Below are 26,739 nucleotides of genomic sequence, written 5' to 3'. Positions count from 1 at the left end.
TACCGCACGGGAAGGTCAGGCTTTCTCGGGCGCCGTCTCGTCCGGCTCGAACAACTGAACCGGGTGGCCGGGCATGATCGTCGAGATCGCATGCTTGTAGACGAGCTGCGAATGACCGTCCCGGCGCAGGAGGACGCAGAAGTTGTCGAACCAGGTCACGACGCCCTGGAGCTTGACGCCGTTGACGAGGAAGATCGTGAGCGGGATCTTGTTCTTGCGGACATGATTGAGAAACGTGTCCTGCAGGTTCTGAGCGCGTTCGCCCGCCATTTTTTATTAATCCTTCTTATAAACCTGCCGCCCGCCGTGACTGGCGGGTTCTTGTTGGTTTGAATGCGTAGCAGACCGGTGAAAACAGACAACCTCGACTATTACACGTTCATTGTCACGCACATGCAAGGGGCACGTACATGTAAGGTGAAGGTCGCCCGGGCCCTCAGGGGCCGATGCCGAGCGACTTCAGCTTGCGGTGCAGGGCCGAGCGTTCCATCCCGATGAACTCGGCGGTCCGCGATATGTTTCCGGAGAATCGCGCGATCTGCGCGATCAGATATTCGCGCTCGAAGATCTCGCGCGCCTCGCGCAAGGCGAGGCTCATCAGCTTCTCGCCGCCCGCCCCGTTCGGCGTCGTCGGCACCAGGGCGCCGATCTCGGTGGGAAGCATCTCGGAGGTCACCTCCTGCTCCGGGTCGGTATGGGTGAGGATCATCAGCCGCTCGACGTTGTTGCGCAGCTGACGGATGTTGCCGGGCCAATCGTGCGATTGCAGCACCGCCATGGCGTCCTCGGCGATGCGCCGGCGGGCGAGCCCCGTGGCAGTCGAGATCTGCTCCATGAAGAAGTTGATGAGTTCCGGCACGTCCTCGCGCCGCTCGGACAGGGACGGCACCCGGATCGGCACCACGGAAAGGCGGTGGAACAGGTCTTCGCGGAAGCGGCCCGCGGCGATCTCCTCGGCGAGATCGCGCGAGGAGGAGGAGATGATGCGCACGTCCACATGGACGCGGGTGGTGCCGCCGACGCGCTGGAAGTTCTGGTCCACCAGAACCCGCAGGATGCGGTTCTGGGTCTCGCGCGGCATGTCGGCGATCTCGTCGATATAGAGGGAGCCGCCATGGGCCTCCTCCAGGGCGCCCACCCGGCGGGCGCGGCCGTCACCGGCCTCGACGCCGAACAGTTCCGCTTCCATGGTCTCGGGGGTGATCATCGCCGCGTTGATGACCACGAACGGGCCGCTCGCGCGGGTCGACGAGGCGTGCAGCGTCCGCGCCGAGAGCTCCTTGCCCGAACCCGGCGCGCCCAGAATCATCACGCGTGCATTGGTGGGGGCCACCCGCTCCACGGTCTGGCGCAGCTGGTTCACCGCCACGGACCCGCCGACGAGACGGCTCGCCTGTCCTGAGCGCGCCTTGAGATCACGAACCTCGCGCTTGAGCCGGGAGGCTTCGAGGGCACGCTCGGCGACCAGGACCAGACGGTCGGCCTTGAACGGCTTCTCGATGAAGTCGTAGGCGCCCGCCTTGATGGCGGCCACCGCCGTCTCGATGTTGCCGTGGCCCGAAATCATCACCACCGGCAGGTCGGGATGCCCCAGCTTGATCTGGTCGAGCACCTGCAGCCCGTCGAGGCGCGAACCCTGCAGCCAGATGTCGAGGAAGACGAGGTGAGGGCGACGCGACTCGATGGCGGCGAGCGCCTCGTCGGAGCCTCCGGCCGTGCGGGTCCGGTGGCCTTCGTCGTCGAGAATGCCGGCGACGAGGTCGCGGATGTCGGCCTCATCGTCGACGATCAGAATATCGGCGCTCATGACGTCATCTCCGCGATTGGGGGTGCCGTCTGTGCGGCAACCTTCTCAGCCTGCGCGGAAGGTGTCCCCTCCGGCTTCTTTTCCTGGGTATCGAGCGGCACGCGCATCCGCACGCGACCGCCCCTGCCCTCTGGATTGTCGTTCAGTTCGATGCCACCGCCATGCTCTTCGAGCACCTTGCTGACGATCGCGAGCCCGAGCCCGGTGCCGCCCTCGCGGGTGGTCATATAGGGCTCGAGCAGCCGCTGGCGCCCCTCGACGGGGAAGCCTTTGCCGTTGTCGGTGATCTCGATCACCGCGAACCCCTCCTCGACGAGGAGGCGCAGATCGACTCGGCCCTTGCCCAGTTCGGCCTCGGGCACGGCGGAAACGGCCTCCACCGCGTTCTTGAGAATGTTGGTGATCGCCTGCGACAGGAGCCGGATATCGAAGGCGGCATGCAGGCGGTCCTGCCCGGCTTCGGTGAAGCCGAACTCCATGTCGGGATGCGCCACCCGCATCATGAACAGGTTCTGTTTGGCGATCTCGCTGAGGTCGTTCCGGGCGATGGCCGGTTTCGGCATCCGCGCGAAGGACGAGAACTCGTCCACCATGCGCTTGATCTCGTCCACCTGGCGGATGATCGTCGCCGTGCACTGGTCGAACACGTCCTTGTCCGCGACGATGACTTTGCCGTATTTGCGCCGGATGCGCTCGGCCGAGAGCTGGATCGGCGTCAGCGGGTTCTTGATCTCGTGGGCGATGCGGCGGGCGACATCCGCCCAGGCCGAGGTGCGCTGGGCCGTGACGAGGTCGGTGATGTCGTCCAGCGTCACCACGAAGCCGCGGGCGCCCCCTTGCGCCTGCTCGCTGGTGACACGCACGGTGACCGTGCGCTCTCGCCCGTCGCGGGTCAGCTGGATCTGCTGCTGGAGGGCGCGCAGGCGGCCCTCCCCTCCCTCGGGAAGGATGGCCTGAAGCTCGGGCACGGCCTGGACCAGCGGCTTGCCGATGATCGCGTCCGCCTTGAGCCCCAATGTGCGCTCGATGGAAGGGTTGGCGATGGTGACGAGCCCCGCCGCGTCGACGCCGATGACACCGGGCGAGACGCCGGCGAGAACCGCTTCGGTGAACCGGCGGCGCCGGTCGATGAGTTCGCTCGCGGCCGTCAGCCCATCGTGCTGGCGCCGCAACTCCTGAGTCATCTTGTTGAAGCTCTCGCCGAGATGGGCGAGGTCGCCGTCGCTCTTCCGGGCCGGGACCTGGGCGTAGAAATTGCCCGAGGCGACCTGGTCGGCCGCGTTGATCAGCCGGCGGATCGGCGCGACGAACCGGTTGGCGAAGTTGAGGCCGAACCAGACCGCCGACAGCAGGGCGATCAGTGCGATCAGCACGAAGATCGAGGCGAAGCTGATCTGGATCGAGCGCTTGAGGGAATCGTAGGTGAGGTACTCGGCGGCGGCCGCCCGCGAGACGCCGGGGAAGTCGACGGCGAGCTGGCTCACCTCGCGCTGCACCAGCAGCACGGCCCCGTCATAGGCGGGCATCTGCAGCAGGGCGGCGAAGATCCGGCCCTCGCTCGGCCGCAGGCAGATCGTCTCGTTGGACTTGGCCGCCTCCTCGAAGGCCGCGGCGGAGGGGAGGCGGCGCTCCTTCAGGATGTCGATCTTGGCGCGGGCGACGACTTCGTTCGGCCCCCGCATGATCTCGGCGACCGGCAGGCCGAGCGCCGTCGCCCGCGTGGTCAGGAAGTTCTCGAACCATTGCCGGTTCACGTCGAAATTCGGCCGCGCCCGGGTGAGGTCGTCGTTGAGGATGCGGATCTCGCGGGCGAGCGACTGGCACTGGTTCTCCTGGTAGGCGTCGGCCACCTCGACGGATTTCAGCACCACGTCGCGGACGCGGTCGGTGAAGCCCAGCGACAATCCGCGATCGATCGTCACCGCCGCCACGACGGCGAGGAGCACCGTGGGCAGGATCGCGATGAGGCTGAACAGGCCGACGATGCGGGTATGCAGGCGTGCCACGGCCGCATTGGCCCGGCGCGCATGCAGGAAGACCCGCGCCTCCCAGCCGATGACGACGAACAGGCTGAGGACGAGGAAGACGTTGATGCCCAGCAGCGTCAGGCCGATCGTCGGCGTCGGCGTGACCCGGATGACCCCGGCGAGGATCAGGAAGGTCGCGATGGCCGAGACCAGGGCGGTGCTGACGACGAGCGCACCGACCCAGCCGGGCCCGCGAGGCGGCGCCCGTCTGTTATGCGGTTCGGGCTCGCCCTGCGGGGAGACGTCGTCTCCCGAGGCGGCCGATTGTCTGGAACGTCGAAGCCACGCCATGGCTGATGCGTCGCCACAACAGTGTGGCGAAATTAATACGAATCGGGCAGGCGTATCGGCGGATAACGTCGATGCAGCGCGGCCTCACACGACGCTTCGAGCGGTGAAACCGATGCTGCCGCAGCAGGCTGCGTCCGGTTCTTGCCAGGGACATGTCACTGTCGACCGGGCGTAAAAATACATTATCCTGACGCCTTTCCTCACACCGAGTTCGCGATGCCCGAGACGCCCGTCTATTCCTCCGCCGCCGTTGCCGCGCCTCACCACCTGGCCGCTACCGCCGGACAGACCGTTCTGGCGCAAGGCGGCAACGCCATCGAGGCGATGGCGGCGATGGCGGCGACCATCGCCGTGGTCTATCCGCATATGAACGGCATCGGAGGCGACGGGTTCTGGCTGGTTCGCGAACCGGGCGGCCAGGTGCGTGGCATCGAGGCCTGCGGTCCGGCCGGGTCTCTCGCCGCGGTCGCTCGCTATCGCAGCCAGGGCCATGAGACGATCCCCTCGCGCGGGCCGGATGCGGCCCTGACCGTGGCCGGCGCCATCGGCGGCTGGCGTCTGGCTCTCGACCTCGCCAAGGCGCTGGGCGGCCGGCTCCCCCTCGAGACCTTGCTGGCCGATGCGATCCGACACGCGCGCCAGGGCTGCGCGGTGTCGCCCTCCGAGGCGCGCTACGTGCCGAAGGAGCTCGACACGCTGCACGACCAGCCGGGTTTCGCGCAGACCTTCCTCGACCGGGGCAAGCCCTTCGCCGCCGGCGCCACGCGCCGCCTGCCGGCCCTCGCCGATACGCTCGAACAGCTGGCTCATGCCGGGCTCGACGATTTCTACCGGGGCGACCTCGGCCGCGAGATCGCCGCCGATCTCGACCGCCTCGGTTCGCCGGTGACGCGGGCCGATCTCGAAGCCTATGCGCCGCGAGAGCGGGCTGCCCTGTCCCTGCGCCGTCGCGACGCGACGCTTTACAACTTCCCGCCGCCCACCCAGGGCCTCGCCGCGCTCATCATCCTCGGCATCTTCGACCGGCTGAAGATTTCGCGGCCCGAGAGCACGGCGCAGTATCACGGGCTGATCGAGGCGACGAAGCGCGCCTTCGCCATCCGCGACCGCACGGTCACCGATTACGACCGGCTGAGCGTCGATCCGGCGAGCTTCCTCACCCCGGAGCGCCTCGACCGCGAGGCGGCCCAGATCGACATGCGCCGCGCCGCCTCCGTGCCCCTCCGGGGACCGGGCGACGGCGACACCGTCTGGATGGGCGCCATCGACAAGGACGGTCTGGCCGTCTCCTACATCCAGTCGATCTACTGGGAATACGGTTCGGGGATCGTCCTGCCGAAGACCGGCATCCATTGGCAGAACCGCGGCACCTCGTTCTCCCTGGACAAGGGCGCGGTGAACCCGCTGGAGCCGGGGCGCCGGCCGTTCCACACCCTGATCCCCGGACTCGCCGCCTTCGACGACGGCCGCGTGATGTCCTACGGCAGCATGGGCGGCGACGGGCAACCGCAATTCCAGGCCCAGATTTTTTCGCGGTATGCCGATTACGGCATGAGCCCGGCCGAGGCCGTCGACGCGCCGCGCCTGCTCTACGGGCGCACATGGGGTGCCGAATCGTTGAGCGTGAAGGTGGAGGACCGATTCGATCCGGCCTGCATCGCCGAGCTGCGCTCGATGGGCCACGAGATCGAGGAACTCGGCGGTTCCTACATCGATTCCCTGGGCCATGCCGGCATGCTGGTCCGCCATCCCGGCAACGGGCGGATCGAGGCGGTTCACGACCCGCGCTCGGATGGCGGTTCGGCCGGCCTGTGAGACGGGTCCCCGCCGGGGATCGGACGATCGAGACCCAGAGACCGGACGGTTCATGATGGCGGATGGCGGGATCACCCAGCGCGAATACTGGAACGGCGAGGTCGGCGCGCGCTGGGCTCGCAACCAGCGCCGGATCGACGCTGTCTTCGCGCCCCTCACCACCGCCTTGCTCGATGCGGCACGCCTTCGGGTGGACGGCTCGGTGCTGGATATCGGCTGCGGCGCCGGTGATTGCGCCATCGCCGCCGCGCGGTATCTCGGTGCCGGTGGACATGTGGTGGCGGCCGATCTCTCCGCGCCCCTGCTCGCCGTCGCGCGCGAGCGGGCCGGAATCGAGGCTTCCGCCGGCGCGCCGATCGCGTTCATCGAGGCGGACGCGCAGAGCCACGATTTCGGCGCGGCGGTTTTCGAACACGCGATCTCGCGCTTCGGAATCATGTTCTTCGAGGATTCCGCCGCCGCCTTCGCCAACATCCGCAAGGCCCTGGTTCCCGGCGGTAGTCTGACCTTCCTGTGCTGGCGGCGGATCGAGGACAATCCCTGGATCACCGTGCCGAGGGAGCTCGTCCTGCCCCTCGTACCGGAACCCGAGCCGGGTCCGCCGGACGCGCCCGGTCCGTTCCGCTTCGCCGAAGCGGAGACCATTCGTGCCGTGCTGGCGGAGGCCGGCTTCCGTGACATCACCGTCGAGGCTGTCGACCGCCCGCTCACCCTCGCCCGGTCCGGTGACGGCGCGGGCCCCACCGCGGCGGAGGCCGCCGCGGATTTCGCCACCGAACTCGGCCCCGTCTCCCGGCTCCTGCGCGATCAGCCGACATCGATTCGCGAGGAGGCCCTGCGCAGGGTGAGCGACGACTTCGCGACGCGCACCGTCTCGGGGGCCGTCGCCCTGAATGCGGGTTGCTGGCTGGTCTCCGCCACAGGCTGACGACCCCGTCGGTTCAATTGGTATACACTTTGCGTCTCCGTGCCCGCAGCATGGAGTGCATAATGGATACGAACCTTTCCCGGCAGCGCTGGATCCAACTCGGCCTCGGCCTCGTGGCCATGATGGCGATCTCCAGCCCGCAATACGTCTGGACCCTGTTCACCAAGCCGCTGATCGCGACGACGGGCGCGAGCCTGCCGCAGCTGCAATGGACCTTCACGATCCTGATCGTGCTGCAGACCTTCTTCTCGCCGGTCCAGGGCTACCTGATCGACCGGTTCAGTCCCAAGCTGATGATCGCGCTGGGCGCCATCCTCTCGGGCCTCGGCTGGGTGCTGGCCGCCCGCGTCGACACGCTCTGGGGCGTCTACGCCACCTACGGCCTGTTCTGCGGTCTCGGTACCGGCATCGTCTATGTCGGCATCGTCGGCCTGATGGTGAAGTGGTTTCCCGATCGCCGCGGCTTCGCCGTGGGTGTGGTCGCCGCCGGCTACGGCATGGGCGCGATGCTGAGCACCTTCCCCATCAGCGACATGCTCACCGCCTCGGGCTACCGCCACACGCTGACGGTGTTCGGCATCATCCTCGGCGTCATCGGCGCGCTGGCCGCCCTCGGCCTGAGGGCTCCCCGCGCCGACGAGGTCCTGCCGGCCCCGGCCCGCAACCTCTCGACCTGCGTCCACGACACCGCCCCGAAGGAGATGCTGAAGACGCCTCTGTTCTGGCTGATGTTCGCGATGATGACGATGATGTCCACCGGCGGCCTGATGGTGGTGGCGAACTTCGCCTCCTTCGCCCGCGACTTCGGCGTGGCCGACGCGATCATCTTCGGCTTCGTGGCCCTGCCCTTCGCCCTCACCTTCGACCGCATCACCAACGGCCTCACCCGGCCCTTCTTCGGCTGGGTGTCGGACAAGATCGGCCGCGAGAACACGATGGGCATCGCGTTCGCCGCCGAAGCGGTGGCCATCGCGCTGCTCCTCGTCTTCCGCGAGAACGCTTACGCCTTCGCCCTGCTTTCGGGCGTCGTCTTCTTCGCATGGGGCGAGATCTTCTCGCTGTTCCCCTCGATCCTCACCGACACGTTCGGCACCAAGCACGCCACCACCAATTACGGCTTCCTCTATATGGCGCAGGGCATCGGCTCGCTCTTCGGCGGACCGATCGCCGCCTGGATCTACCTGGTCCAGGGCTCCTGGCTCCCGGTCTTCGCGATCATCATCACCCTCGACGTGCTGACCGCGATCCTCGCCTATTTCGTCCTCAAGCCCATGCGCCGGAACTGGCTCGGTCTCGGCGAGACGCGCGCCCTGACGGCCAAACCCGCCATGGCCTGACGCCCTCCTCCTGACACCCACCTCCTGACCCTCGCGGCTGGGTTGATCTTTCGAAGCGCGGACGGGGAAACCTGCCCGCGCTTTGCCGTATGGTGCCCATCGATCTTTGTCTGTTCGATGAAGTGAGATTTACAACTTTGACAGGTGCATTCGCCGGGCCAGCGGAATGACTTGGTTGGCTGTCAGGGGCGCAAGCTCGATCGTTGGCGGCATCGTCATGGAAACCCAGACGACCTCTTCGATTTCGGCTGCGGGAGAGACGGGCTGGTCGAGGAGGAAGCCGTAGAGTTCGGCGTCCACCCAATGGCCGTCTTCGTTCGCGGCTTCCGCGACGAAGCGGCCGAGACAGGATGCTTCGGACGGAAGCTCCACGCCCAGCTCTTCCTTCAGCTCGCGCCCCAAAGCCGCGAGCGGGGTTTCTCCCGGCTCGATCTTTCCTCCCGCCTGCATGAAGAACGAGGACCCTCGCTTTCGAACGAGGAGCGTTCGGCCATGCGAATCGAAGATCAACGCTGCCGCGATGCGAATGACGGGTGCTGTGTCGGGCGGGGAATTCTTCAAATGGTCTGTCTCCTCCGTCCCTGCGGGATGAGGGCGAAGCCCAGTGTAAGGATCGCGCCGATCCCGGCACCGAGCATGACGGTGAAGGGCCCCCATCGATCGAGCAGGGCGGATCCCGCCATGGCGCCGATGCCGATCGCCGCGTTCAGGACGGCCGTGTGAACGGCTGCCGCCGGTGTCGCCAGCGGGCCGGCTGCCTTCAGAATCCAGGTCTGCAACGTCGCGAAAAGCATCGAGATCGCCGCGCCCCAGACCACGAGGCATGCTCCGACGCCGAGAAGACCGAGTGCCGTGCTCGACGTTCCCATGAGGATCAGGGCCATTCCCATCGCCGTGAGCGCACACAGGATGACCTCGTGCAGGAAGCGATCGATCAACAATGCGCCGAGAACGCTGCCGAGAAGGCCTGCCGCACCGAAGGCGAAGAGGAAAATCGGGACCGTCGTCGGCAGGATGCCCGGAAGCGCGGCGATGAACGGCTCGGCAAAGGTGTAAGCCGAGAAGTGAACCGCCCCGATCAGCGCGGTGATGGCGTAGATCGGTCGGAGCGTCCGCTGACCGATGGCATCGGCGAGTGTCGCCTCCCGGCCGCGCGTCGATGTCGTCAGGTTGGGAAGCGTCACCATCATCGAAACGGCCGTGAGCAGACCGAGCAGCCCAAGCGCGCCGAAGGCTCCGCGCCATCCCATCACCTGCCCCGCCATGTTCACCGCGGGAACACCCATGACCGCGGCGACGGAAATGCCGCCGAAGACGATGGAGGTCGCCAGCCCCGTTCGGTGAGGCGGGGCGATGTCCATGGCAAAGGCGGCGACCGTCGCCCAGAAGATGCCGTGTGCCACTGAGCCCACGAAGCGGGCGAGGAACAGCGACTCCAGGGACGGCGACATGAGCGCGATCGCGTTCGACGCGGCGATGACGAGCATCAATCCGATCAGGAGAGCTTTGCGCGGGACGCGTCCGACAAGTGTCGGCGCGAGAAGACCGCTGAGGGCTCCGAACCAGGCGTAGAGGGTGACCGTGAAGCCGATCGTGGCCTGGGATTCGCCGAGATCGCCAGCCATCTGCGACATCAGCCCGATAGGGGCGAATTCAGTCGAGACCATCGTGAACGCGGCGATGCCGAGCACCGAGATCGAAAGCCATGTCCGGAAAGGAGAGCGACCATGATCCTCGGCCAAACGTTCTCTCCTCGGACAAACGCGTCAGGCGATCGAATAATAGTTTTTTGAACTTTATCGAGTGGCGCAAACATCACACTTAGGAAGTGCTTGTTGTGATTTGCCGTTCCGCATTAATTAAGTGACATTTCTTCGTATGTGTCTATATAGATATCTATAAAAACAATAGAATGACCGAATAGATATTAAATTGTTTGTGGAAATTTTCTTCACAACGCGTCGCAGCGACCGTTATATTATGTTTTGGCTGATTATTAATCGCAAATGGCAATCTATAATTTCTAGTATGTACAGATATTTATTGTAAATATTGCCGTGCGCCATTCTTGTGGAGCCAGAAGCTGTTGCTTGACCGGCCGTTCCGATCAACCTGAGCATCAACTCACCGCGCAAGAGGAAGTGCAATCGGCCTCGGCGGTCCGCCCTCTGGCGTGACCCAGTCCTGCGCGTTCCGGAGGCGGATGCCGCTGGCGTGCAGGGTTGAGCGCCAGATCGGCGCCAGGGGCGTGAGGCGCGGCAGGGGGCGGAGTTCGACGCCCTGCGCCTTCATCGCGGCGGGCAGGTCCCGGATCGTGTCGTGGCCAATCGGGACGACCGGGCTTCGCGAGACCCAGGTGCCGGGCTCGCCGGCGGGCTCGAAGGACTTAGGTGGCATCCGGTAGCGCTCGATCGCGGCGGTGGCGATCCTCTCCGACCAGGCCTCCTCCACATAGGCGACGGCGCGGCCGGTGACGTCGCCGAACCAGGCCCGCCGGTCCTCCGGCGTGGTCCGTTCGGTCGGCCAGATCACGATCCGGGGGCAGTCGCGCGGGAACAGGTAGAGCAGGCTGTGGGCCGCATCGATCGCCCAGACCAGCGGGCCGTTCAGCCAGGCTCCCGCCTGTCCGCGATCCACGCCGACGCGGACGGGGCGCGGCGTGAAGACCCGGATCGCCGGGTCCTCGCTGAAATGGAACAGGTCCCCTGGTTCGCCGGACGTGTCGCGCGGGCTCACCGTGCGTTGCGGAAGACCTGAAGGTCGAGGTCCCGCACCTTCTTGCGCAGGGTGTTGCGGTTGACGCCGAGCAGTTCCGCCGCGCGGATCTGGTTCCCGCGCGTGGCGGCGAGCGCCGCGCCGATCAGCGGGCCTTCGATCTCGCGTAAGATTCGGTGGTAGAGGCCGGGCGGGGGCAGCGTGTCGCGATAGCCGCTGAAATACTCGGCGAGATGGCGCTCCACCGCCGCCGACAGCGTCTCGTTGTCCGCCGCGCCGGCCTTGCGCGCACCGGACCCGTTGCTCTGTGGCTGCGCCAGGGGCAGCGTATCGAGCTCGGCCTCGATGACCGGGCCGGTGATCGTCTCCTGCGGGTAGAGGGCCGCGAGGCGGCGGACGAGGTTCTCGAGTTCGCGCACGTTGCCGGGCCAGCGATAGCGCTTCAGGCGCTCCATCGCCTCGCCGTCGAGCTGCTTGCGGCTGAGACCCTCCTTCTCCACCAGGATGAAGAAGTGACGGATCAGGTCCGGCACGTCCTCCGATCGCTCGCGCAGCGCGGGCAGGCGCAGCGGCACGACGTTCAGGCGGAAGAACAGGTCCTCGCGGAAGATGCCCTGCTGGATCGAGACGCGCAGGTCCTTGTTGGTGGCCGCGATGATGCGGACATTGGTCTTGATCGGGACCCGGCCGCCCACCGTCGTGTACTCGCCTTGTTGCAGCACGCGCAGGAGGCGGGTCTGGGCCTCCATCGGCATGTCGCCGATCTCGTCGAGGAAGAGCGTGCCGCCCTCGGCCTGCTCGAACCGCCCGGCCGAGCGTGAGAGCGCGCCGGTGAAGGCGCCCTTCTCGTGTCCGAAGAGTTCGGATTCGATGAGGTCGCGCGGGATCGCCGCCATGTTCACCGGCACGAACGGCCCGGAGCGGCGACGGCCGTAATCGTGCAGCGCGCGGGCCACCAGCTCCTTGCCGGTGCCCGACTCGCCGGTGATCATCACCGTGAGATCGGTGGGCATGAGGCGGGCCAGCGCCCGGTAGATCTCCTGCATGGCCGGCGAGCGGCCGACCAGCGGGATGTCCTCGTTGCCCGGATCGGCGCCGGGGGCGGGCGTGCCGCGCGGCCGCGAGAGCGCCCGGCCGACGATGGCGATGAGCTCCTTCAGGTCGAAGGGCTTGGGCAGGTATTCGTAGGCCCCGCGCTCGGAGGCGCGGATCGCGGTCATGAACGTGTTCTGCGCGCTCATGACGATGATCGGCAGTTCCGGCCGGACACGCTTGATGCGCGGCAGCAGGTCGAACACGTTCTCATCCGGCATCATCACGTCTGTGATGACGAGATCGCCCTCTCCTTGCGCGACCCAGCGCCAGAGCGTGGCGCAATTGCCCGTCGAGCGGACTTCGTAGCCCGCCCGTGACAGGGCCTGGTTGAGGACGGTGCGGATCGCAGCGTCGTCGTCCGCGACGATGATGTGGCCGTTGGGCATGACGCGACTCTATTGCTCCACGACCGATTCGCGCCCGTCTCGGGCGCTCGACATGGGAAGGAGGAGACGGAAAGTGGTGCGGCGCGGCACCGGATCGCATTCGACGATGCCACCGTGATCGCCGATGATCTTGGCAGCCAATGCAAGTCCGAGGCCGGACCCCTGGGCTTTGGTGGTCACGAACGGGTCGAACAGGTCGGGCAAAAGCTCGGCCGAAACCCCCGGCCCGTTATCCCGCACCGCGACTTCAATGGGCAGGCTGACCCGCTCGCGCGAGCCCGGAACCTGCATCTTCAGCCCCGTACGGAAGGCGGTGGAGAGTGTGATCTCGCCGTCCACCGCATCGGCGCCGATGGCCTCGGCGGCGTTCTTCACGAGGTTGAGGATGACCTGGATCAACTGATCGCGATTGCCGAGGACCGGCGGCAGCGACGGGTCGTAGGTCTCGACGAAGCGGATATGCCGGGCAAAGCCCGACTGGGCCGAGCGCTTCACCTGATCGAGCACGCCGTGCACGTTGACGGGGCCTCGTTCGACCGGGCGTTCGTCGCCGAACAGCTCCATCCGCTCCACGATGCGGACGATCCGGTCGGATTCGTCGCATATCAGCCGGGTGAGCAGGCGGTCGTCTTCGGTGCCCGATTGTTCGAGGAGCTGGGCCGCCCCGCGGATGCCCGCGAGCGGGTTCTTGATTTCATGCGCCAGCATGGCGCCCAGCGCGATCATCGAGCGCGCGGCGCCGCGATGGGTGAGCTGGCGGTTCATCTTGTCGGCGATGGTGCGCTCCTGCAGCATCATCACCACCGCGTCCTCCTCGTCGCCGAGGGGGGTCGCGAAAACGTCGACATTGCGCTCCAGGCCGGAGCGCGGCTGAACCAGTTCGACGCCGTATTCGCTGACGCTCGCCTTGCGGCGGCGCACTTCGGCCACGAGAGCGCTGATCGGGGACGAGAACGGGATGATGTCGCGCAAGTGCCGGCGCTGCATCAACCGGGCGGAATGGTCGAAGAACGTCTCCCCCGCGTGGTTCACGTGAAGGATGCGGTCATCCGCGCCGATGGTCAGAACCGGCAGCGGCAGCGCGTTGATCACCGCCTCACTCGAAGGCAATGGGCGGGTCCTTCCGCCATGTTCCTTGTCCGCGCTCACGCTGCCTCCTCGGTGATGGACGGTTCGCGCAGGGGCCGCATCGCCCTCAGGAGAAGGTCGGCCGCGATTGTCGGGTCGGTCGTGGTGAGAAGCCGTGTCCGGTCATCCGAGCCGAGGGCGCCGACATCGTCCACATAGGCCGCCAGATGCTTGCGCGCGTGGCGCACGCCCATGGCGGGGCCGTAGAGCGCGAGGAGCCCCTGGTAATGCTCCAGGGCGAGGGCGGCCTTCTCTTCGGCGTCGAGGGAACGCGGTGCCCGGCCGGCGAGACCGGCGGCGATCTCGCCCACGAGCCAGGGACGACCCACGGCCGCACGCCCGATCATCAACCCGGCAGCGCCCGATGCGGCGAGGCAGGCCCGCGCGCCGGCGAGATCCACCACGTCGCCATTGGCGATGACAGGAATCGAGACCGCGTCCACCACGGCGCGGATGGCGGCCCAATCGGCCTGGCCCTTGTAGAATTGCTGGCGGGTGCGCCCGTGCACGGTCACCGCCGCAAGGCCGAGGCCCTGGGCGCGCCGGGCGAGATCGGGGGCGTTGAGGCTCGCATGGTCCCAGCCGAGGCGCATCTTCACGGTGACCGGGATCGCCACCGCCTCGCGGACGGCGGCGAGGATGCGCGTGGCCCCCTCGATGTCGCGCATCAGGGCGGAGCCCGCCTCGCCGCCGGTGACGGTCTTGGCCGGGCAGCCCATATTGATGTCGATGACGTCGGCGCCGTTCGCCTCGGCCAGCCGCGCGGCCTCCGCCATCGATTCGGGCACGCAGCCGGCGAGCTGGACCACGTGGGGATCGACCCCGCCGCCCTCGGCCCGCAGGCGCGCCTCCTCCGACCCACGGGCGAATTCGGCAGCGGCGACCATTTCCGAGACGACGGCGCTTGCACCCAGACGCCGCGCGATGCGACGCATGTGCAGGTCGGTGACGCCCGACAGGGGGGCGAGCAGGACCGGCACCGAAGCCGCGGCGCCTGCCCTCTCGCCGGCCTGCCCCTGGCCATCGCCCGAGCGCAGAACGCTCAAATAATCATCAGCTTTCATTGTGCCCAACAAATAGACAATCGCCGGGGCGACGCAAGCGCCTTGCGCGATTTGATTTCAGGCTATGCCCCGCTTAAACGACAGACCACCCCAGCCATTCACGCTACCTCGAACTGATGCGGGAGCATTTTTCCATGTCCGGCACCGCCTGGAACGCCGCGGTAGTCGTCGCAGCCGGCCGCGGGATCCGCATCGGCGGTGACGTTCCCAAGCAATATCGCAGCGTCGGCGGACGCGCGGTCCTCACCCGGACCCTCGCCGCACTGGCGGCCCATCCCGACCTCGCGGTGATCCAGCCCGTGATCGCCGCGGACGCGGCCTCGTTCTACCACGCCTGCGTCGCGGAACTCGACCCCGTTCTGCGCGCCAAGCTCGCGGCGCCCGTCGAAGGCGGCGCCACGCGCCAGCAATCCGTCCGGGCCGGTCTCGAAGCCCTGGCCGCAACGTCGGTGGAAACGGGCGCGCCGGGCCTCGTCCTGGTTCACGACGCGGCCCGCCCGCATGTGGACGAGGCGCTGATCGACCGTGCCCTCGTCGCCGGCCGGGACCATGGCGCGGCGGTGCCCGGCATCGCCGTCACCGATACGATCAAGATCATCGAGGATGTCGGCCCGGGTATCGCGCGGGTGCGCGAGACCCCTGCCCGCGAATCCCTGCGCGCCGTGCAGACCCCTCAGGCCTTCGCCTTCGCGCCCCTCCTCGCCGCCCATCGCCAGGCGGCGGAGGCGGACCTCCACGGCTTCACCGATGACGGGGCTTTGGCCGAATGGGCCGGGCTCGACGTGGTGGTGTTCGAGGGCGATCCGCGCAATCGCAAGATCACCCAACCCTCCGACCTGATCGAGGCCGACCGCGGCTTTTCCGGCAGCGATGTGCTGCCTTCAGAACCAGAGACCGATTCCATGACGACCTACGTGACCCGCCTCGGGACCGGCTTCGACGTTCACGCCTTCACCGAGGGCGACCATGTCTGGCTCGGCGGCGTGAAGATCCCCGCCGATCGGGGCGTGCTCGCCCATTCCGACGGGGACGTGGCGCTGCACGCCCTCACCGACGCCCTGCTGGGGGCGATCGCGGATGGCGATATCGGCACGCATTTCCCGCCGAGCGACGAGCAATGGCGCGGCGCCTCGTCCGACCGGTTCCTGGCCCATGCGGTGAAGCTCGTTCGCGACCGGGGCGGCCGGATCGACCATCTCGACATCACCATCCTAGCGGAAGCCCCGCGCATCGGCGCCCATCGCGAGGCCATCCGCGCCCGCATCGCCGAGATCTGCGGCGTGAAGCTGAGTTCGGTCTCCATCAAGGCGACGACCACCGAGAAGCTCGGCTTCGTCGGCCGCGCCGAGGGGCTCGCGGCCCAGGCGGCGGCGACGATCCGCCTGCCGGAAGACGACGCGGCGTGATCGACGACCCGGCGCTCCTTGCCCGCGCCGAGGCGCTGGTGGCGGCCTATGCCGCCGCCGGCCTCCGTGCGGCCTGCGCCGAATCCTGCACCGGCGGCCTCGTCGCTGGGCTGCTCACGGCGGTGCCCGGCTCCTCGGCGGTGGTCGAGCGCGGCTTCGTCACCTATTCCAACGAGGCCAAGACTGAGATGCTCGGCGTGCCCGCCGACCTCATCGCGACCCACGGGGCGGTGAGCAAATCCGTGGCCCGCGCCATGGCGGAGGGGGCGCTCGCCCATTCGCGCGCGGATGTGGCGGTCTCGATCACCGGCATTGCCGGCCCGGGCGGCGGCAGCGAGGCCAAGCCCGTGGGCCTCGTGCATTTCGGCCTCGCCCGCCGGGGTGCCGCGACCCGACATATCGAGCGCCGCTACGGCGATCTCGGCCGAGGCGAAATCCGCCGCGCGGCCGTGGCGGAGGCGCTGGAGCTGTTCGGCAGGGCCGTGGAGCCCGTCGGGACGGATTGAGGCCTATGTCAGTTGCTTTTCCAAGGCTCAACCTCATCCTGAGGTGACGCGTAGCGGCCTCGAAGGAGGCTTCCCGCCAGCATCGAGCGATCTGGAGGTCTCCTTCGAGGCCGCCGCTGTGCGGCATCACCTCAGGATGAGGTGGTCTGATTGGATGATCGACTTCGGTCTCGCCATCCGCTGAGACATCCGATCAGACTGGCTTTCAATCGGCGACTTCGCCGAGGATCGCGCCCGTCTTCGGATCGGCATCGAACTTCATCTTTTGGCCGTTCTTGATGCCCTCGCCGTCCCAATGGCCGTCATCGGCCTCGAGCTTCGTGATCTCGGTGTAGCCCTCGGCCATCAGCGCCTTCTTGACCTGATCGATCGGCAGCCAGTCGGCACCGGGCTGGTCCGCCACGGCGAAACCGGAGAGGCCGGCATTCAAGGCGAGGGCGAGGGCGAGAATCGGGATCGGTCTCACGGGGTGTTCTCCGGTGGCGCTGCGCCCCGGTATCTAGGGCCCCGCGCGGCATCCGTCCGCCTATCCCGTTAAGCGACGGTGCCACACATCTCGCGGGACGCGCGGGCTCCCTCTCCTTCCACGAGAGGGAGACGGTCGCGCCTCATGTCGACCCCTCATAGGTAGAGAAACGGCCGTCGAGCAGATGTGTGGATCCAGTAGCCCGTCAGAGAACGGGCACCGGCGCGTCAGGCAGCGCCGTACACCCGATCCGCCCTGCCCTCGAACGCATCGGTGAACTTGCGGAAGGCGCGGTCGAACATCGTGCCCATGAGCAGGCCGAGGGTGCGGCTCTTGAACTCGTAGTTGATGAAGAAGTCGACGTCGCAGCCGGCGGGAGATTTCTCCTTGAAACCCCAGCGGTTCTCGAGGTGTCGGAACGGCCCATCGATATATTCGGCGACGATCCTGAGGTTCTGCGGATCGAGGGTGACGCGGGTGGTGAAGCGCTCGCGGATCGCCTTGTAGCCGACACCCATCTCGGCAACGAGAATTTCCGTCCCGTCTGCGCCGGGTTGGCGGCGCAGGACGCGCAGGGATTCACAGAGCGGCAGGAATTCCGGATAGCGTTCCACGTCGGCCACGAGGTCGTACATCTGCTGCGGCGAGTGGCGCACCGCGCGGTTGATCCGGAAGGAAGGCATCGGCCCTCAGGCGTTGGCAGGCGCGAGCCGAGCGAGCCGGGCGGCCTTCAATCGAGAAAAATCCTCGCCCGCATGGTGCGAGGAGCGGGTCAGGGGCGTCGCCGAGACGAGGAGGAAACCCTTGGAATAGGCCGTGGTTTCAAGGGTCTTGAATTCTTCCGGCGGGACGAAGCGCCTCACCTCGTGGTGCTTCTTCGTCGGCTGCAGGTACTGGCCGATGGTGAGGAAGTCCACATCCGCCGAACGCAGGTCGTCCATGAGCTGGACGATCTCGTTCCGCTCCTCGCCGAGGCCGACCATGATGCCGGACTTGGTGAAGATGGTCGGGTCGAGCTCCTTCACCCGCTGCAGCAGGCGGACCGAATGGAAGTAGCGCGCGCCGGGGCGGACGGTGAGGTAATTGCCCGGCACCGTCTCCATGTTGTGGTTGAACACGTCGGGCCGCGCCTCCACGACGAGCTCCAGCGCCCCATCCTTGCGAAGGAAATCGGGGGTGAGCACCTCGATCGTGGTGTTGGGGCTACGCTCGCGAATGGCCCGGATGGTGCGGAAGAAATGCATCGCCCCGCCATCGGCGAGGTCGTCGCGATCCACCGACGTGATGACCACGTGATGCAGGCCGAGCTTGGCCACCGAATCGGCGATCTTGGCGGGCTCGTCGTCGTCGAGGGCGTTCGGCAGGCCGGTGCGCACGTTGCAGAAGGCGCAGGCCCGCGTGCAGGTGTCGCCCATGATCATGAAGGTGGCGTGCTTCTTCTCCCAGCACTCGCCGATATTGGGGCAGCCCGCCTCCTCGCAGACCGTGACGAGGCCGTGCTCCTTCACGATGGCGCGGGTGGCGTTCCAGCCGGGCGATCCGGGTGCCTTCACCCGGATCCAGTCGGGCTTGCGCTGGATCGGGTTGTCCGGACGATGCGCCTTTTCCGGATGCCGGGGGCGCTGGTCGTTTCGCAGGAGATCGAGGACGACGGCCATGGCATACCGGGCAAGCTGCGCCGGCAACGCGCCGGTGCTCAGGCCGGAACGTAATGGCTCGGCCACCGCATCGCAAACGATCGGGAAACGATCCGCCGAACCTGTCAGTAGCTCATGCCGCGCCCGCGGATCGCCCGGTAGATGGTGATGATGATGACCGCGCCCACGGTCGCCGAGATGAGGTTGCGCCAGAAGCCGTAGATCGGGATGTGGAGCTTGGCGGCGAGGTAGTTCCCCAGCAGGCCGCCGAGGATGCCCATCGCGATGTTGGCGAACAGGCCCATATTCGCGGCGGTGAACTGTTCCGCGAGCCAGCCCGCCAGGGCGCCGATGAGGATGGCCATGAACAATCCCATGCCGGGCTGCCCCAGCGCACCGTAGACTTCGCCATCCATAGTCGTTGCTCCTCGCGATGAACGGGGGGACGCCCCGCGTCGCATCCTACCTGTGATGCCCCGCTGCGTGGCGCAAGTTGCCCTGGCGGACCTGATATCGAGTTTTCCCGTGCTGCGATCTTCGCGTGGATGGACGCAGGTCATGCAATGACAGGTTTAGGCTCGGTCAATCGGGTGGATGCACCTCGGTCCGGAGCGTAGTCAGCCTCATGGTGCAAGATAGAACACAAAATTAACGATATTTCTTAACCATGATTCGACTGAACCCGGCATAGTCAGGGAAAATTTTACGTATTAATTTCCACACACTTGTCAGCATCTTGTTAACGATCCCTTAACTATCTTTGGGCTGCCGAAACGTCCGCCCGGATGTGCAGTCCTTGGAGCGAATGCTGTGAGTCGAATTCTTCTGACAGGTGCGACAGGGCTCATCGGCGGTGCTGTCCTGCACCGCGCCCTGGTGGCGAAAACCGATGCCGAATGGGTCTGCCTGGTGCGCGCTTCCGACGAGGAGGCCGGGCGTCAGCGCATCGCGGCGCGTCTCGGCCGCTTCACGAGTGCCCTGAACGCCCAGCGGATGGCGCAGCGCGTCGAGATCGTGGCGGGCGATTTCACCAAGGCCGACCAGATCGCCGATCCGCGTCTCGATTCTATCACGCAGGTTCTGCATCTGGCCGCCGACACCTCGTGGTGGGCGCAGGAGAAGGTGCACAGGACCAACCATGACGGCACCCTGGCTCTGGCCCGGCGCGCGGCGCGGATGCCGCGGCTCGACCGTTTCCTGCATGTGAGCACGGCGATGATCTGCGGCGGCAAGCCGCCCACCATGGTGGACGAGACCCGCTACCCCGACCCCGACGCCGCGCATCTCGTGCATTACAGTGCGTCCAAAGCCGCCGCCGAGACGTCGCTCGCGGCCGGTTTCGCGGACCTGCCCCTGGTCGTGGCGCGCCCCTCCATCGTGCTCGGCCATTCGACGCTGGGCGCCCGGCCGGGTTCGAGCATCCTCTGGGTGATCCGCGCCTGCGACCGGCTTCGGCTCGTCGCCGGTTCCCGCGACGGGACCGTCGACATCGTCCCCACCGACTGGGTGGCCGACACCCTGGTGGAGATGCTCGCGAGGCCCGCCCTCGCCCACGGCACCTACCACCTCTCCGCCGGCAAGCTGAGCCGCACCCGCTGGAGCGAACTCGGCCGCACCCTCGATCGCGTCGACCCGGCCGAGGGGCCGCGCCACTACGAGGAATTCTCCGCTCGCGACCGAGCGACCCTTCACAGGCGCTTCACCGAGGTCTTCGGCATGGACGAGGCCATCAAGGTGGCGATGTTCCGGGCGCTGCAGGCCTATTACCGGTTCTGCGAACTCGACGTGACCTTCGACAATACCCGCCTCCTGGCGGAGGGCTTCGCGCCTCCCCCCGCGCTCTCGGAATACATCGGCCGCTGCATCGAGACCTCCGGCGAGATCGTCGACCAGTTCCGCGAGGATTTCGGCGGATTTGCCGGGGCGCCCGTGCGGGGCGAGCAGACCGCTCGTCCGAGGCCGTCCCAGCCCGATGGCGTCACGAACCGGACCGTGGCGCGACGGGGATCCGCCCCAGGCTGATCCCTTCCTTGCCGTAGCCAAATCTCACCTCGCCCATGTAATCTGAGCGAAGGGCGTCCGGCTCGGGCGCGGATACAGGGTCACCACCATGCGGAATCGATCGAAGCTCGGCCTTGCGGCCTTGGGCGTAGTGCTTCTTGGCGGAGCGGCATTCCTCCGCTTCGTCGTCTACCCCGAGAAGGCCAGTCTCGAAGCCTCGGCCGGGGAAGGGACCAACCCCACCCTCCCCGCTCCCAACCCGACCTTGATGCCGACCGTGAACATCGCCCGCGTCGCCCGCTGGGAGAACGGCGCCAAGCCGAAGCCGGCCGCGGGGCTTCAGGTCGCGGCCTATGCGGCCGGGTTCGACCATCCACGCTGGATGTATCTCCTGCCCAACGGCGATGTGCTGGTGGCGGAGGCGAACAAGCCCAAGACCGACGACCCCTCCACCGGCATCGCCGACTGGGTCGCCGACAAGGTGAAGAGCATGGCCGGCGCCGGCGTGCCGAGCCCGGACCGGATCGTGCTCCTGCGCGACAAGGATGGCGACGGGGTCGCCGAGGAGCGCCACATGTTCCTCACCGGCCTGCACTCGCCCTTCGGCATGGCCTTGGTGGGCGGCGATCTCTACGTCGCCAATGCCGATGCCCTGGTGAAGGTGCCCTATGCGCAGGCCCAGACCGAGATCACCGCGAAGCCCGAGACGGTGGTCGAGCTACCGTCCGGCATCAACCACCATTGGACGAAGAACGTCATCGCGAGCCCGGATGGTACCAAGCTCTTCGTCACCGTGGGCTCGAACAGCAATGTCGGAGAGAACGGTCTCGACAAGGAGGTGGGCCGCGCCGCGATCTGGGAATACACGATCGCCACGAAGCAGATGCGCGAGTTCGCCACCGGCCTGCGCAACCCCAACGGCCTCGCCTTCGAGCCCACCACCGGCGCGCTCTGGACGGCGGTGAACGAGCGTGACGAGATCGGCAGCGACCTCGTGCCCGACTACGTCACCTCGGTGAAGGAGGGGGGCTTCTATGGCTGGCCCTACAGCTACTGGGGCAAGCATGTGGACGAGCGGGTCTCGCCGCAGAAGCCCGACCTCGTCGCCAAGGCCATCGCGCCGGACTACGCGGTGGGCACCCACACCGCGTCTCTGGGCATCGCCTTCTCCAACGGATCGACCCTGCCGGAGGCGTGGAAGAGCGGCCTCTTCGTGGCCCAGCACGGCTCATGGAACCGCCGCCCGAAGAGCGGCTACAAGGTGATCTATGTGCCCTTCAACGCCGGTAAGCCCACCGGCCAACCCGTCGAGGCGCTCACAGGCTTCCTCGATGCCGACGAGAAGGCGCAGGGGCGTCCGGTGGGCGTGATCCTCGACAAGACCGGGGCGTTGCTCGTGTCGGACGATGTGGGGAAGGTGATCTGGCGGGTGACCGGTGCGTCGCAGACGCAGTGAAACCGAACCGGGTCTCTGACGACCGGGAGGGAGGGGGTCTCCCTCCCTAGTATCCGTCATCGTAGACAACGACCGTTCCGTACCCACTACGTTCGTCAAGCGGATTGCGAGACACACGTGCGACCGGTGCGTCGTAGTAGTTTTCCTGCTCCCACGCCCGGTCTCGCGCGCTTTGAGACACGACGCGACGTGCGCGCTCCGAGGAGCGAGCCACACGCTGCGCTTCGGACCGACGGAGGTTGGCGACGGGCGCATGAATGCTGCCCTCGACGGTGACACGCGTCCCGCCCATCCCCTGCTGCCTCACCAGCGCGAACAAAGTCGCGGCGTTGCGCGGCGAGAGCCGGACACAGCCATGCGAGGCCGGGCGGCCGAGATGGCGGGTCTGATGGGTGGCGTGGATCGCGTGGCCGGCGGGCGTGAAGAAGATCGCGTGCGGCATCGGCGCGTTGTCCCATTCGCGAGAGAAGTGCGTCTTCTCCATCCGGAACGGCCGATATGCGCCGTTCGGCGTGTCGTAGCGGGCGAGCCCCGTTGAGACCGGCCAGACATGCCGGGTCTCGCCGTCCACCGCGACACTCATGCGCTGCGCCTCCTTGTCGATGGTCACGCGCAGCTCGGCCGAGGCGGGATGCGTCAGCGCCACGAGGGCAAGGGCGGACAGGAGGGTGGCGAGACGGCGGCGCATGATCGTCCTCGGTGTGATGCCAGGGTACATGCACCGGCGGGGGCGCGCTTCAAGCGATGCGTTCTGCTTAACGCGCGCTTCAGCCCCTGAGGGCGGAGCGGACATAACCCCGCGAAATCAACCGGCTGGTCTCGCGGGCCCGACGCTCGGCCTGCATCAGGTCGGACAGCGCGTCGGTGATGGCGCAGCGGAGCGCGATCTCCGCATCCCCCGCCGTGCTCGTCAGATAGGCTTGGGCGATATCCTCCACCGGACAGTGCAGGCCCGGCTCCGCCTCACTCTCGTTCCTGATCCTGGTCAGCGTCTTCGGCATGGCCCGTCTCCGACTCGCATTGAGAACGAAGACAGAACACGCCGTGACGGTTAACGGATCCTTACCCGGGTGGTTATAAGCCTGTGGACATCGGCACGATGATGTGCCGGGCTCAGCTGTGGATCACCTTGCCGTAGGCATCGAGCACGCTCTCGTGCATCATTTCGCTCAGGGTCGGGTGCGGGAAGACCGTGTGCATCAGGTCTTCCTCCGTCGTCTCCAGGTTCATGGCGACGACATAACCCTGGATCAGTTCTGTGACTTCCGCCCCCACCATGTGGGCGCCGAGCAGCTGGCCGGTCTTGGTGTCGAACACCGTCTTCACCAGCCCGTCCGGCTCGCCGAGCGCGATGGCCTTGCCGTTGCCGGCGAAGGGGAAGCGGCCGACCTTCACGGAGAATCCCAGCTCCTTCGCCTTGGCCTCGGTGAGGCCGACGCTGGCGATCTGTGGCTGGCAATAGGTGCAGCCGGGGATCTTGGCCTTGTCCATGGCGTGGGTGTGCAGGCCCTTGATCGTCTCGACGCAGAGCACGCCTTCGTGCTCGGCCTTGTGGGCGAGCATCGGCGGTCCGGCGACGTCGCCGATGGCGTAGATGCCCGGCACGTTGGTGTTGCCGAGCCCATCGGTGACGACGATGCCGCGCTCGATGCCGATTCCAAGCTTCTCGAGACCGAGATTCTCGATGTTGCCGACGACGCCCACCGCCGAGATCAGCTTCTCCGCCGTCAATTGCTGGCTCTTGCCGTCCGTCGTCTCGACGGTGGCGGTGACGGAATCGGCCGCCTTCTCCACCTTCGTCACCTTGGCGCCGGTGAGGATCTTGATGCCCTGCTTCTCGAAGCGCTTGCGGGCGAGGCCGGCGATCTCGGCATCCTCCACCGGCAGGATCTGCGGCAGCAGTTCGATCACCGTCACCTCGGCGCCCATAGTGCGGTAGAACGAGGCGAACTCGATGCCGATGGCGCCCGAGCCCATGACGAGCAGGCTCTTGGGCATCGTCTCCGGCACCATGGCCTCGTAATAGGTCCAGATCTGCTTCTTGTCCGGCTCGATGCCGGGGATCGCGCGGGGGCGGGCGCCCGTGGCGACGATGATGTGCTTGGCCGAATAGGAGCCGGCGGCGAGCGCACCCTTCGGCGCGGGGGCGCGGCTCGTTTCCTTCACCGTGACCTTGCCGGGCTCGTTGCCCTTGGCCGCGGCCTCGATGGTGGCCTCGCCCCAGATCACATCGACCTTGTTCTTCTTGAGCAGCATGCCGACGCCGCCGTTGAGCCGGGTCGAGACGCCGCGCGAGCGCTTGACGATGGCGGCCGTGTCGAACCCGACTTTCTCCGCCGACAACCCGTAATCGGAAGCGTGCTGCATGTAATGGTAGATCTCGGCCGAGCGCAGCAGCGCCTTCGTGGGGATGCAGCCCCAGTTCAGGCAGATGCCGCCGAGATGCTCTCGGTCCACCACCGCGGTCTTGAACCCGAGCTGTGCCGCCCGGATGGCCGCGACGTAGCCCCCGGGGCCTGCGCCGATGACGAGGATGTCGTAGGTGTTGGACATTCAGGGCTCCGCGGTCTCTCCTCCCCCTTGCGGGGAGGAGGTAGGAGGTGGGGGTGGTGCCGGATGGAACGGGTAGGGTGCCGATTGACCCCTCGGCGTTGCCAATCCTGTCTCGGGCAGGACATGTAACGACGGGTCGGAGAGTGCGGCGAATATCGTCTCGAGGACGATGTCGATCCGCAGCATGACGTCTGCATTGGTGAATCTGAGAACGCGGAAACCTCTCTCTTCGAGAGCGAGCGTGCGGGTTTCATCGTAAGCGGCCATGTGGTCGTGGCTATGCTGCCCGCCTTCGACTTCGACGATCATGCGCGCGGACAGACAACAGAAATCAGCGACGTAAGGACCGAGGGCAACCTGACGACGGAAATGCGAGCCTTCGATCGGCAGGCAATGCCTCAGGTGCCGCCACAATCGCCTCTCCGCCTCTGTCGATGTTCGGCGCAGGGTCTTCGCATTCAGTGCGGCGCGTGGAGAGACAGAGTGCCGAGGCGGTTCCTTCCATGGCATCGGCTGTCGCCTCCCGTGAACCCCACCAAGCTCGCGCACCTCCCTCCCCCTTGTGGGGAGGGATCGAGGGTGGGGGTGGCTCCGCCGGACTTCGCAGTGGGTCACCCAGTCACCCCCACCTCCAACTCCTCCCCACAAGGGGGAGGAGGGCTCGTTCAGTCTGGTCCGAAAGACTAGACCAGCATCCCCATCGGGTTCTCGATCAGGCTCTTGAAGGCCGAGATCAACTCGGCGCCGAGAGCCCCGTCGAGCACACGGTGGTCGCAGGACAACGTGGCGGTCATCACCTGGACCACCGCCGGGGCGCCGTCCTTCACCACGACGCGCTTCTCGCCCGCACCCACCGCCAGGATCGAGGATTGCGGCGGGTTGATCACCGCCGTGAAGTGCTTGATGCCGAACATGCCGAGGTTCGACACCGAGGTGACGCCGCCCTGGTACTCTTCCGGCTTCAGCTTCTTGGCCCGCGCCCGGCCGGCAAAGTCCTTCATCTCGTTCGAGATGGTGGAAAGCGTCTTCTGGTCGGCCTTGCGGATCACCGGGGTGAACAACCCGCCGTCGATGGCGACGGCGACGCCGACCTCGGCATTGTTGAAGCGTAGGATCCGGTCCTCGGCCCAGACCGCGTTGGCGGCCGGCACGCGCATCAGCGCCAAGCCCATCGCCTTGATGACGAAGTCGTTCACCGAGAGCTTGAACAGCGGCTTGCCGTCCTTGGTGGTGCCGGCGCTCTTGTTGAGCTGTTCGCGCAGGGCCATCAGCGCGTCGAGCTCGCAATCCACCGTGAGGTAGAAGTGGGGGGCCACCTGCATCGCCTCGGTGAGGCGCTTGGCGATGGTCTTCCGCATGCCGTCGAGGGGAACCTCCTCGAACGTGCCCTTCTGGTAGAAGCCGCGCACCTGATCGATGGTCAGCCCCTGTGCGGCGGCCTTTGGTGCGGGCGCTGGCGCGGCGGGAGCCGGAGCGGCCGCAGGGGCAGCGGCGGGGGCGGCTGCCTTCGGTGCGCCGGCCTTCGGTGCGCCGGCCTTGGCCGAGCCGCTGGCGATGGCGGCGCGGACGTCGCGCTCGATCACGCGGCCATGTGGGCCGGAGCCCGAGACGGCGGAGAGGTCAATGCCTTCGAGCTTGGCGATGCGGCGCGCCAGCGGCGAGGCGACGATGCGTCCGCCCTGCCCTGCTTGGGGGGTGGCATCCGGCTTGGCGCCATCGGGCGCCGCGTCGACCCGCGCGTAGGATTTGTGGCCGTCCCCAGGAGTGGTGTTCAGTGCGGGCGTGTCGCTCTTCGGAGCGTCTGCCTCGGGAGCCTCCGCTTTTGCGCCGCCATCGCCCGAAGCACCGACGGTCTTCGGGTCCTCGCCCTCGGAGGCGATGATGGCGATGAGATCGTTCACTGGCACGTCGGCGGTGCCCTCGGCCACGATGATCTTGGCGAGGATGCCCTCGTCGATGGCCTCGACTTCCATCGTGGCCTTGTCGGTCTCGATCTCGGCGAGGACGTCGCCGGATTTGACCGCGTCGCCTTCCTTCTTGAGCCACTTGGCGAGGTTGCCCTTCTCCATCGTCGGCGACAGGGCGGGCATCAGGACGTTGATGGGCATCGTTATGAATCCT

Annotated in this window: 24 protein-coding genes; 7 read left to right on the top strand and 17 right to left on the bottom strand. The window is 66.9% G+C overall.

Annotated elements, in window-relative coordinates:
- Positions 1-15 precede the first annotated feature (15 nt).
- The 3 genes from hfq to IPV08_RS08015 all read right to left on the bottom strand — a co-directional run bounded on the left by hfq (position 16) and on the right by IPV08_RS08015 (position 4,125).
- A complete protein-coding gene (gene hfq, locus IPV08_RS08025) occupies positions 16-270 on the bottom strand; it encodes an RNA chaperone Hfq (protein WP_003600267.1) in 255 nt (84 codons plus the stop codon).
- Positions 271-436: 166 nt separating this feature from the next.
- Positions 437-1,807 (bottom strand): sigma-54 dependent transcriptional regulator, encoded by a 1,371-nt coding sequence (locus tag IPV08_RS08020; RefSeq protein WP_207411452.1) that lies wholly within the window; start codon positions 1,805-1,807, stop codon positions 437-439.
- Positions 1,804-4,125: a PAS domain-containing sensor histidine kinase gene (locus IPV08_RS08015; protein ID WP_056433347.1), complete on the bottom strand. Its 2,322-nt coding sequence runs from the start codon at positions 4,123-4,125 to the stop codon at positions 1,804-1,806. Before IPV08_RS08015 ends, IPV08_RS08020 begins: the two co-directional genes overlap by 4 nt.
- Positions 4,126-4,341: 216 nt before the next feature.
- Between IPV08_RS08015 and IPV08_RS08010 the strand changes: the two genes are divergently transcribed.
- The 3 genes from IPV08_RS08010 (at position 4,342) to oxlT (ending at position 8,205) form a co-directional block, all read left to right on the top strand.
- Positions 4,342-5,940: a gamma-glutamyltransferase family protein gene (locus IPV08_RS08010; protein ID WP_207411451.1), complete on the top strand. Its 1,599-nt coding sequence runs from the start codon at positions 4,342-4,344 to the stop codon at positions 5,938-5,940.
- Positions 5,941-5,992: 52 nt separating this feature from the next.
- Entirely contained in the window at positions 5,993-6,868 is an 876-nt protein-coding gene (locus tag IPV08_RS08005; protein ID WP_207411450.1) for a class I SAM-dependent methyltransferase, read from the top strand.
- A gap of 62 nt (positions 6,869-6,930) precedes the next feature.
- Entirely contained in the window at positions 6,931-8,205 is a 1,275-nt protein-coding gene (gene oxlT / locus IPV08_RS08000) for an oxalate/formate MFS antiporter (protein WP_207411449.1), read from the top strand.
- Positions 8,206-8,334: 129 nt separating this feature from the next.
- Here the strand turns inward: oxlT and IPV08_RS07995 are convergent, their stop codons facing one another.
- The 6 genes from IPV08_RS07995 to dusB form a co-directional block, all read right to left on the bottom strand.
- Positions 8,335-8,715, bottom strand: a complete 381-nt coding sequence (locus tag IPV08_RS07995) for an NUDIX domain-containing protein (RefSeq protein WP_246747854.1) — start codon at positions 8,713-8,715, stop codon at positions 8,335-8,337.
- 47 nt (positions 8,716-8,762) lie between these two features.
- Positions 8,763-9,947 (bottom strand): MFS transporter, encoded by a 1,185-nt coding sequence (locus IPV08_RS07990; RefSeq protein ID WP_207411447.1) that lies wholly within the window; start codon positions 9,945-9,947, stop codon positions 8,763-8,765.
- Between the two features lie 382 nt (positions 9,948-10,329).
- Positions 10,330-10,941 carry a DUF6886 family protein gene (locus tag IPV08_RS07985; RefSeq protein WP_207411446.1) on the bottom strand — a complete coding sequence of 204 codons (612 nt, stop codon included), beginning with the start codon at positions 10,939-10,941 and terminating at the stop codon, positions 10,330-10,332.
- A complete protein-coding gene (gene ntrC, locus IPV08_RS07980; RefSeq protein WP_207411445.1) occupies positions 10,938-12,401 on the bottom strand; it encodes a nitrogen regulation protein NR(I) in 1,464 nt (487 codons plus the stop codon). The genes IPV08_RS07985 and ntrC overlap by 4 nt, the downstream gene beginning before the upstream one ends.
- Positions 12,402-12,410: 9 nt before the next feature.
- Positions 12,411-13,550 carry an ATP-binding protein gene (locus tag IPV08_RS07975; RefSeq protein WP_207411444.1) on the bottom strand — a complete coding sequence of 380 codons (1,140 nt, stop codon included), beginning with the start codon at positions 13,548-13,550 and terminating at the stop codon, positions 12,411-12,413.
- The gene (gene dusB, locus IPV08_RS07970) at positions 13,547-14,593 is read right to left on the bottom strand and encodes a tRNA dihydrouridine synthase DusB (protein WP_207411443.1); all 1,047 of its coding nucleotides are present in this window, start codon (positions 14,591-14,593) and stop codon (positions 13,547-13,549) included. Before dusB ends, IPV08_RS07975 begins: the two co-directional genes overlap by 4 nt.
- A 134-nt stretch (positions 14,594-14,727) precedes the next feature.
- Between dusB and IPV08_RS07965 the strand changes: the two genes are divergently transcribed.
- Together IPV08_RS07965 and IPV08_RS07960 are read left to right on the top strand one after the other, a co-directional pair.
- Complete coding sequence (locus IPV08_RS07965) at positions 14,728-15,999, top strand: bifunctional 2-C-methyl-D-erythritol 4-phosphate cytidylyltransferase/2-C-methyl-D-erythritol 2,4-cyclodiphosphate synthase (RefSeq protein ID WP_207411442.1); 1,272 nt, start codon at positions 14,728-14,730, stop codon at positions 15,997-15,999.
- On the top strand, positions 15,996-16,505 hold the full coding sequence (locus IPV08_RS07960) for a nicotinamide-nucleotide amidohydrolase family protein (RefSeq protein WP_207411441.1): 510 nt from the start codon (positions 15,996-15,998) through the stop codon (positions 16,503-16,505). Before IPV08_RS07965 ends, IPV08_RS07960 begins: the two co-directional genes overlap by 4 nt.
- Positions 16,506-16,710: 205 nt before the next feature.
- On the opposite strand, the gene IPV08_RS07955 is transcribed toward IPV08_RS07960, so the two are convergent.
- The 4 genes from IPV08_RS07955 to IPV08_RS07940 form a co-directional block, all read right to left on the bottom strand.
- On the bottom strand, positions 16,711-16,971 hold the full coding sequence (locus IPV08_RS07955; protein ID WP_207411440.1) for a PepSY domain-containing protein: 261 nt from the start codon (positions 16,969-16,971) through the stop codon (positions 16,711-16,713).
- Between the two features lie 227 nt (positions 16,972-17,198).
- A complete protein-coding gene (locus IPV08_RS07950; RefSeq protein ID WP_207411439.1) occupies positions 17,199-17,654 on the bottom strand; it encodes a type II toxin-antitoxin system RatA family toxin in 456 nt (151 codons plus the stop codon).
- Positions 17,655-17,660: 6 nt separating this feature from the next.
- Positions 17,661-18,629 carry a lipoyl synthase gene (gene lipA / locus IPV08_RS07945; RefSeq protein ID WP_056433729.1) on the bottom strand — a complete coding sequence of 323 codons (969 nt, stop codon included), beginning with the start codon at positions 18,627-18,629 and terminating at the stop codon, positions 17,661-17,663.
- Between the two features lie 104 nt (positions 18,630-18,733).
- Entirely contained in the window at positions 18,734-19,024 is a 291-nt protein-coding gene (locus tag IPV08_RS07940; RefSeq protein WP_056433378.1) for a GlsB/YeaQ/YmgE family stress response membrane protein, read from the bottom strand.
- A 394-nt stretch (positions 19,025-19,418) separates the two neighbouring features.
- Between IPV08_RS07940 and IPV08_RS07935 the strand changes: the two genes are divergently transcribed.
- Together IPV08_RS07935 and IPV08_RS07930 are read left to right on the top strand one after the other, a co-directional pair.
- Positions 19,419-20,630 carry an SDR family oxidoreductase gene (locus IPV08_RS07935; RefSeq protein ID WP_348646101.1) on the top strand — a complete coding sequence of 404 codons (1,212 nt, stop codon included), beginning with the start codon at positions 19,419-19,421 and terminating at the stop codon, positions 20,628-20,630.
- Positions 20,631-20,718: 88 nt separating this feature from the next.
- Positions 20,719-22,065, top strand: a complete 1,347-nt coding sequence (locus tag IPV08_RS07930; RefSeq protein ID WP_207411438.1) for a sorbosone dehydrogenase family protein — start codon at positions 20,719-20,721, stop codon at positions 22,063-22,065.
- Between the two features lie 46 nt (positions 22,066-22,111).
- On the opposite strand, the gene IPV08_RS07925 is transcribed toward IPV08_RS07930, so the two are convergent.
- The 4 genes from IPV08_RS07925 to IPV08_RS07905 form a co-directional block, all read right to left on the bottom strand.
- Positions 22,112-22,753: a L,D-transpeptidase gene (locus tag IPV08_RS07925; RefSeq protein WP_207411437.1), complete on the bottom strand. Its 642-nt coding sequence runs from the start codon at positions 22,751-22,753 to the stop codon at positions 22,112-22,114.
- 79 nt (positions 22,754-22,832) lie between these two features.
- A complete protein-coding gene (locus tag IPV08_RS07920; protein WP_207411436.1) occupies positions 22,833-23,066 on the bottom strand; it encodes a hypothetical protein in 234 nt (77 codons plus the stop codon).
- A gap of 112 nt (positions 23,067-23,178) precedes the next feature.
- Positions 23,179-24,618 carry a dihydrolipoyl dehydrogenase gene (gene lpdA, locus IPV08_RS07915; protein ID WP_207411435.1) on the bottom strand — a complete coding sequence of 480 codons (1,440 nt, stop codon included), beginning with the start codon at positions 24,616-24,618 and terminating at the stop codon, positions 23,179-23,181.
- 683 nt (positions 24,619-25,301) lie between these two features.
- Positions 25,302-26,726, bottom strand: coding sequence for a pyruvate dehydrogenase complex dihydrolipoamide acetyltransferase (locus tag IPV08_RS07905; protein ID WP_207411433.1), 1,425 nt, complete (start codon positions 26,724-26,726; stop codon positions 25,302-25,304).
- Positions 26,727-26,739: the final 13 nt, after the last annotated feature.

Origin of the sequence: Methylobacterium sp. SD274, from assembly GCF_017355285.1 — a bacterium.
Taxonomy (GTDB): domain Bacteria; phylum Pseudomonadota; class Alphaproteobacteria; order Rhizobiales; family Beijerinckiaceae; genus Methylobacterium.
Note: the sequence above shows the minus strand (reverse complement) of the source record. Positions and strands in the feature narration are given on the sequence as shown.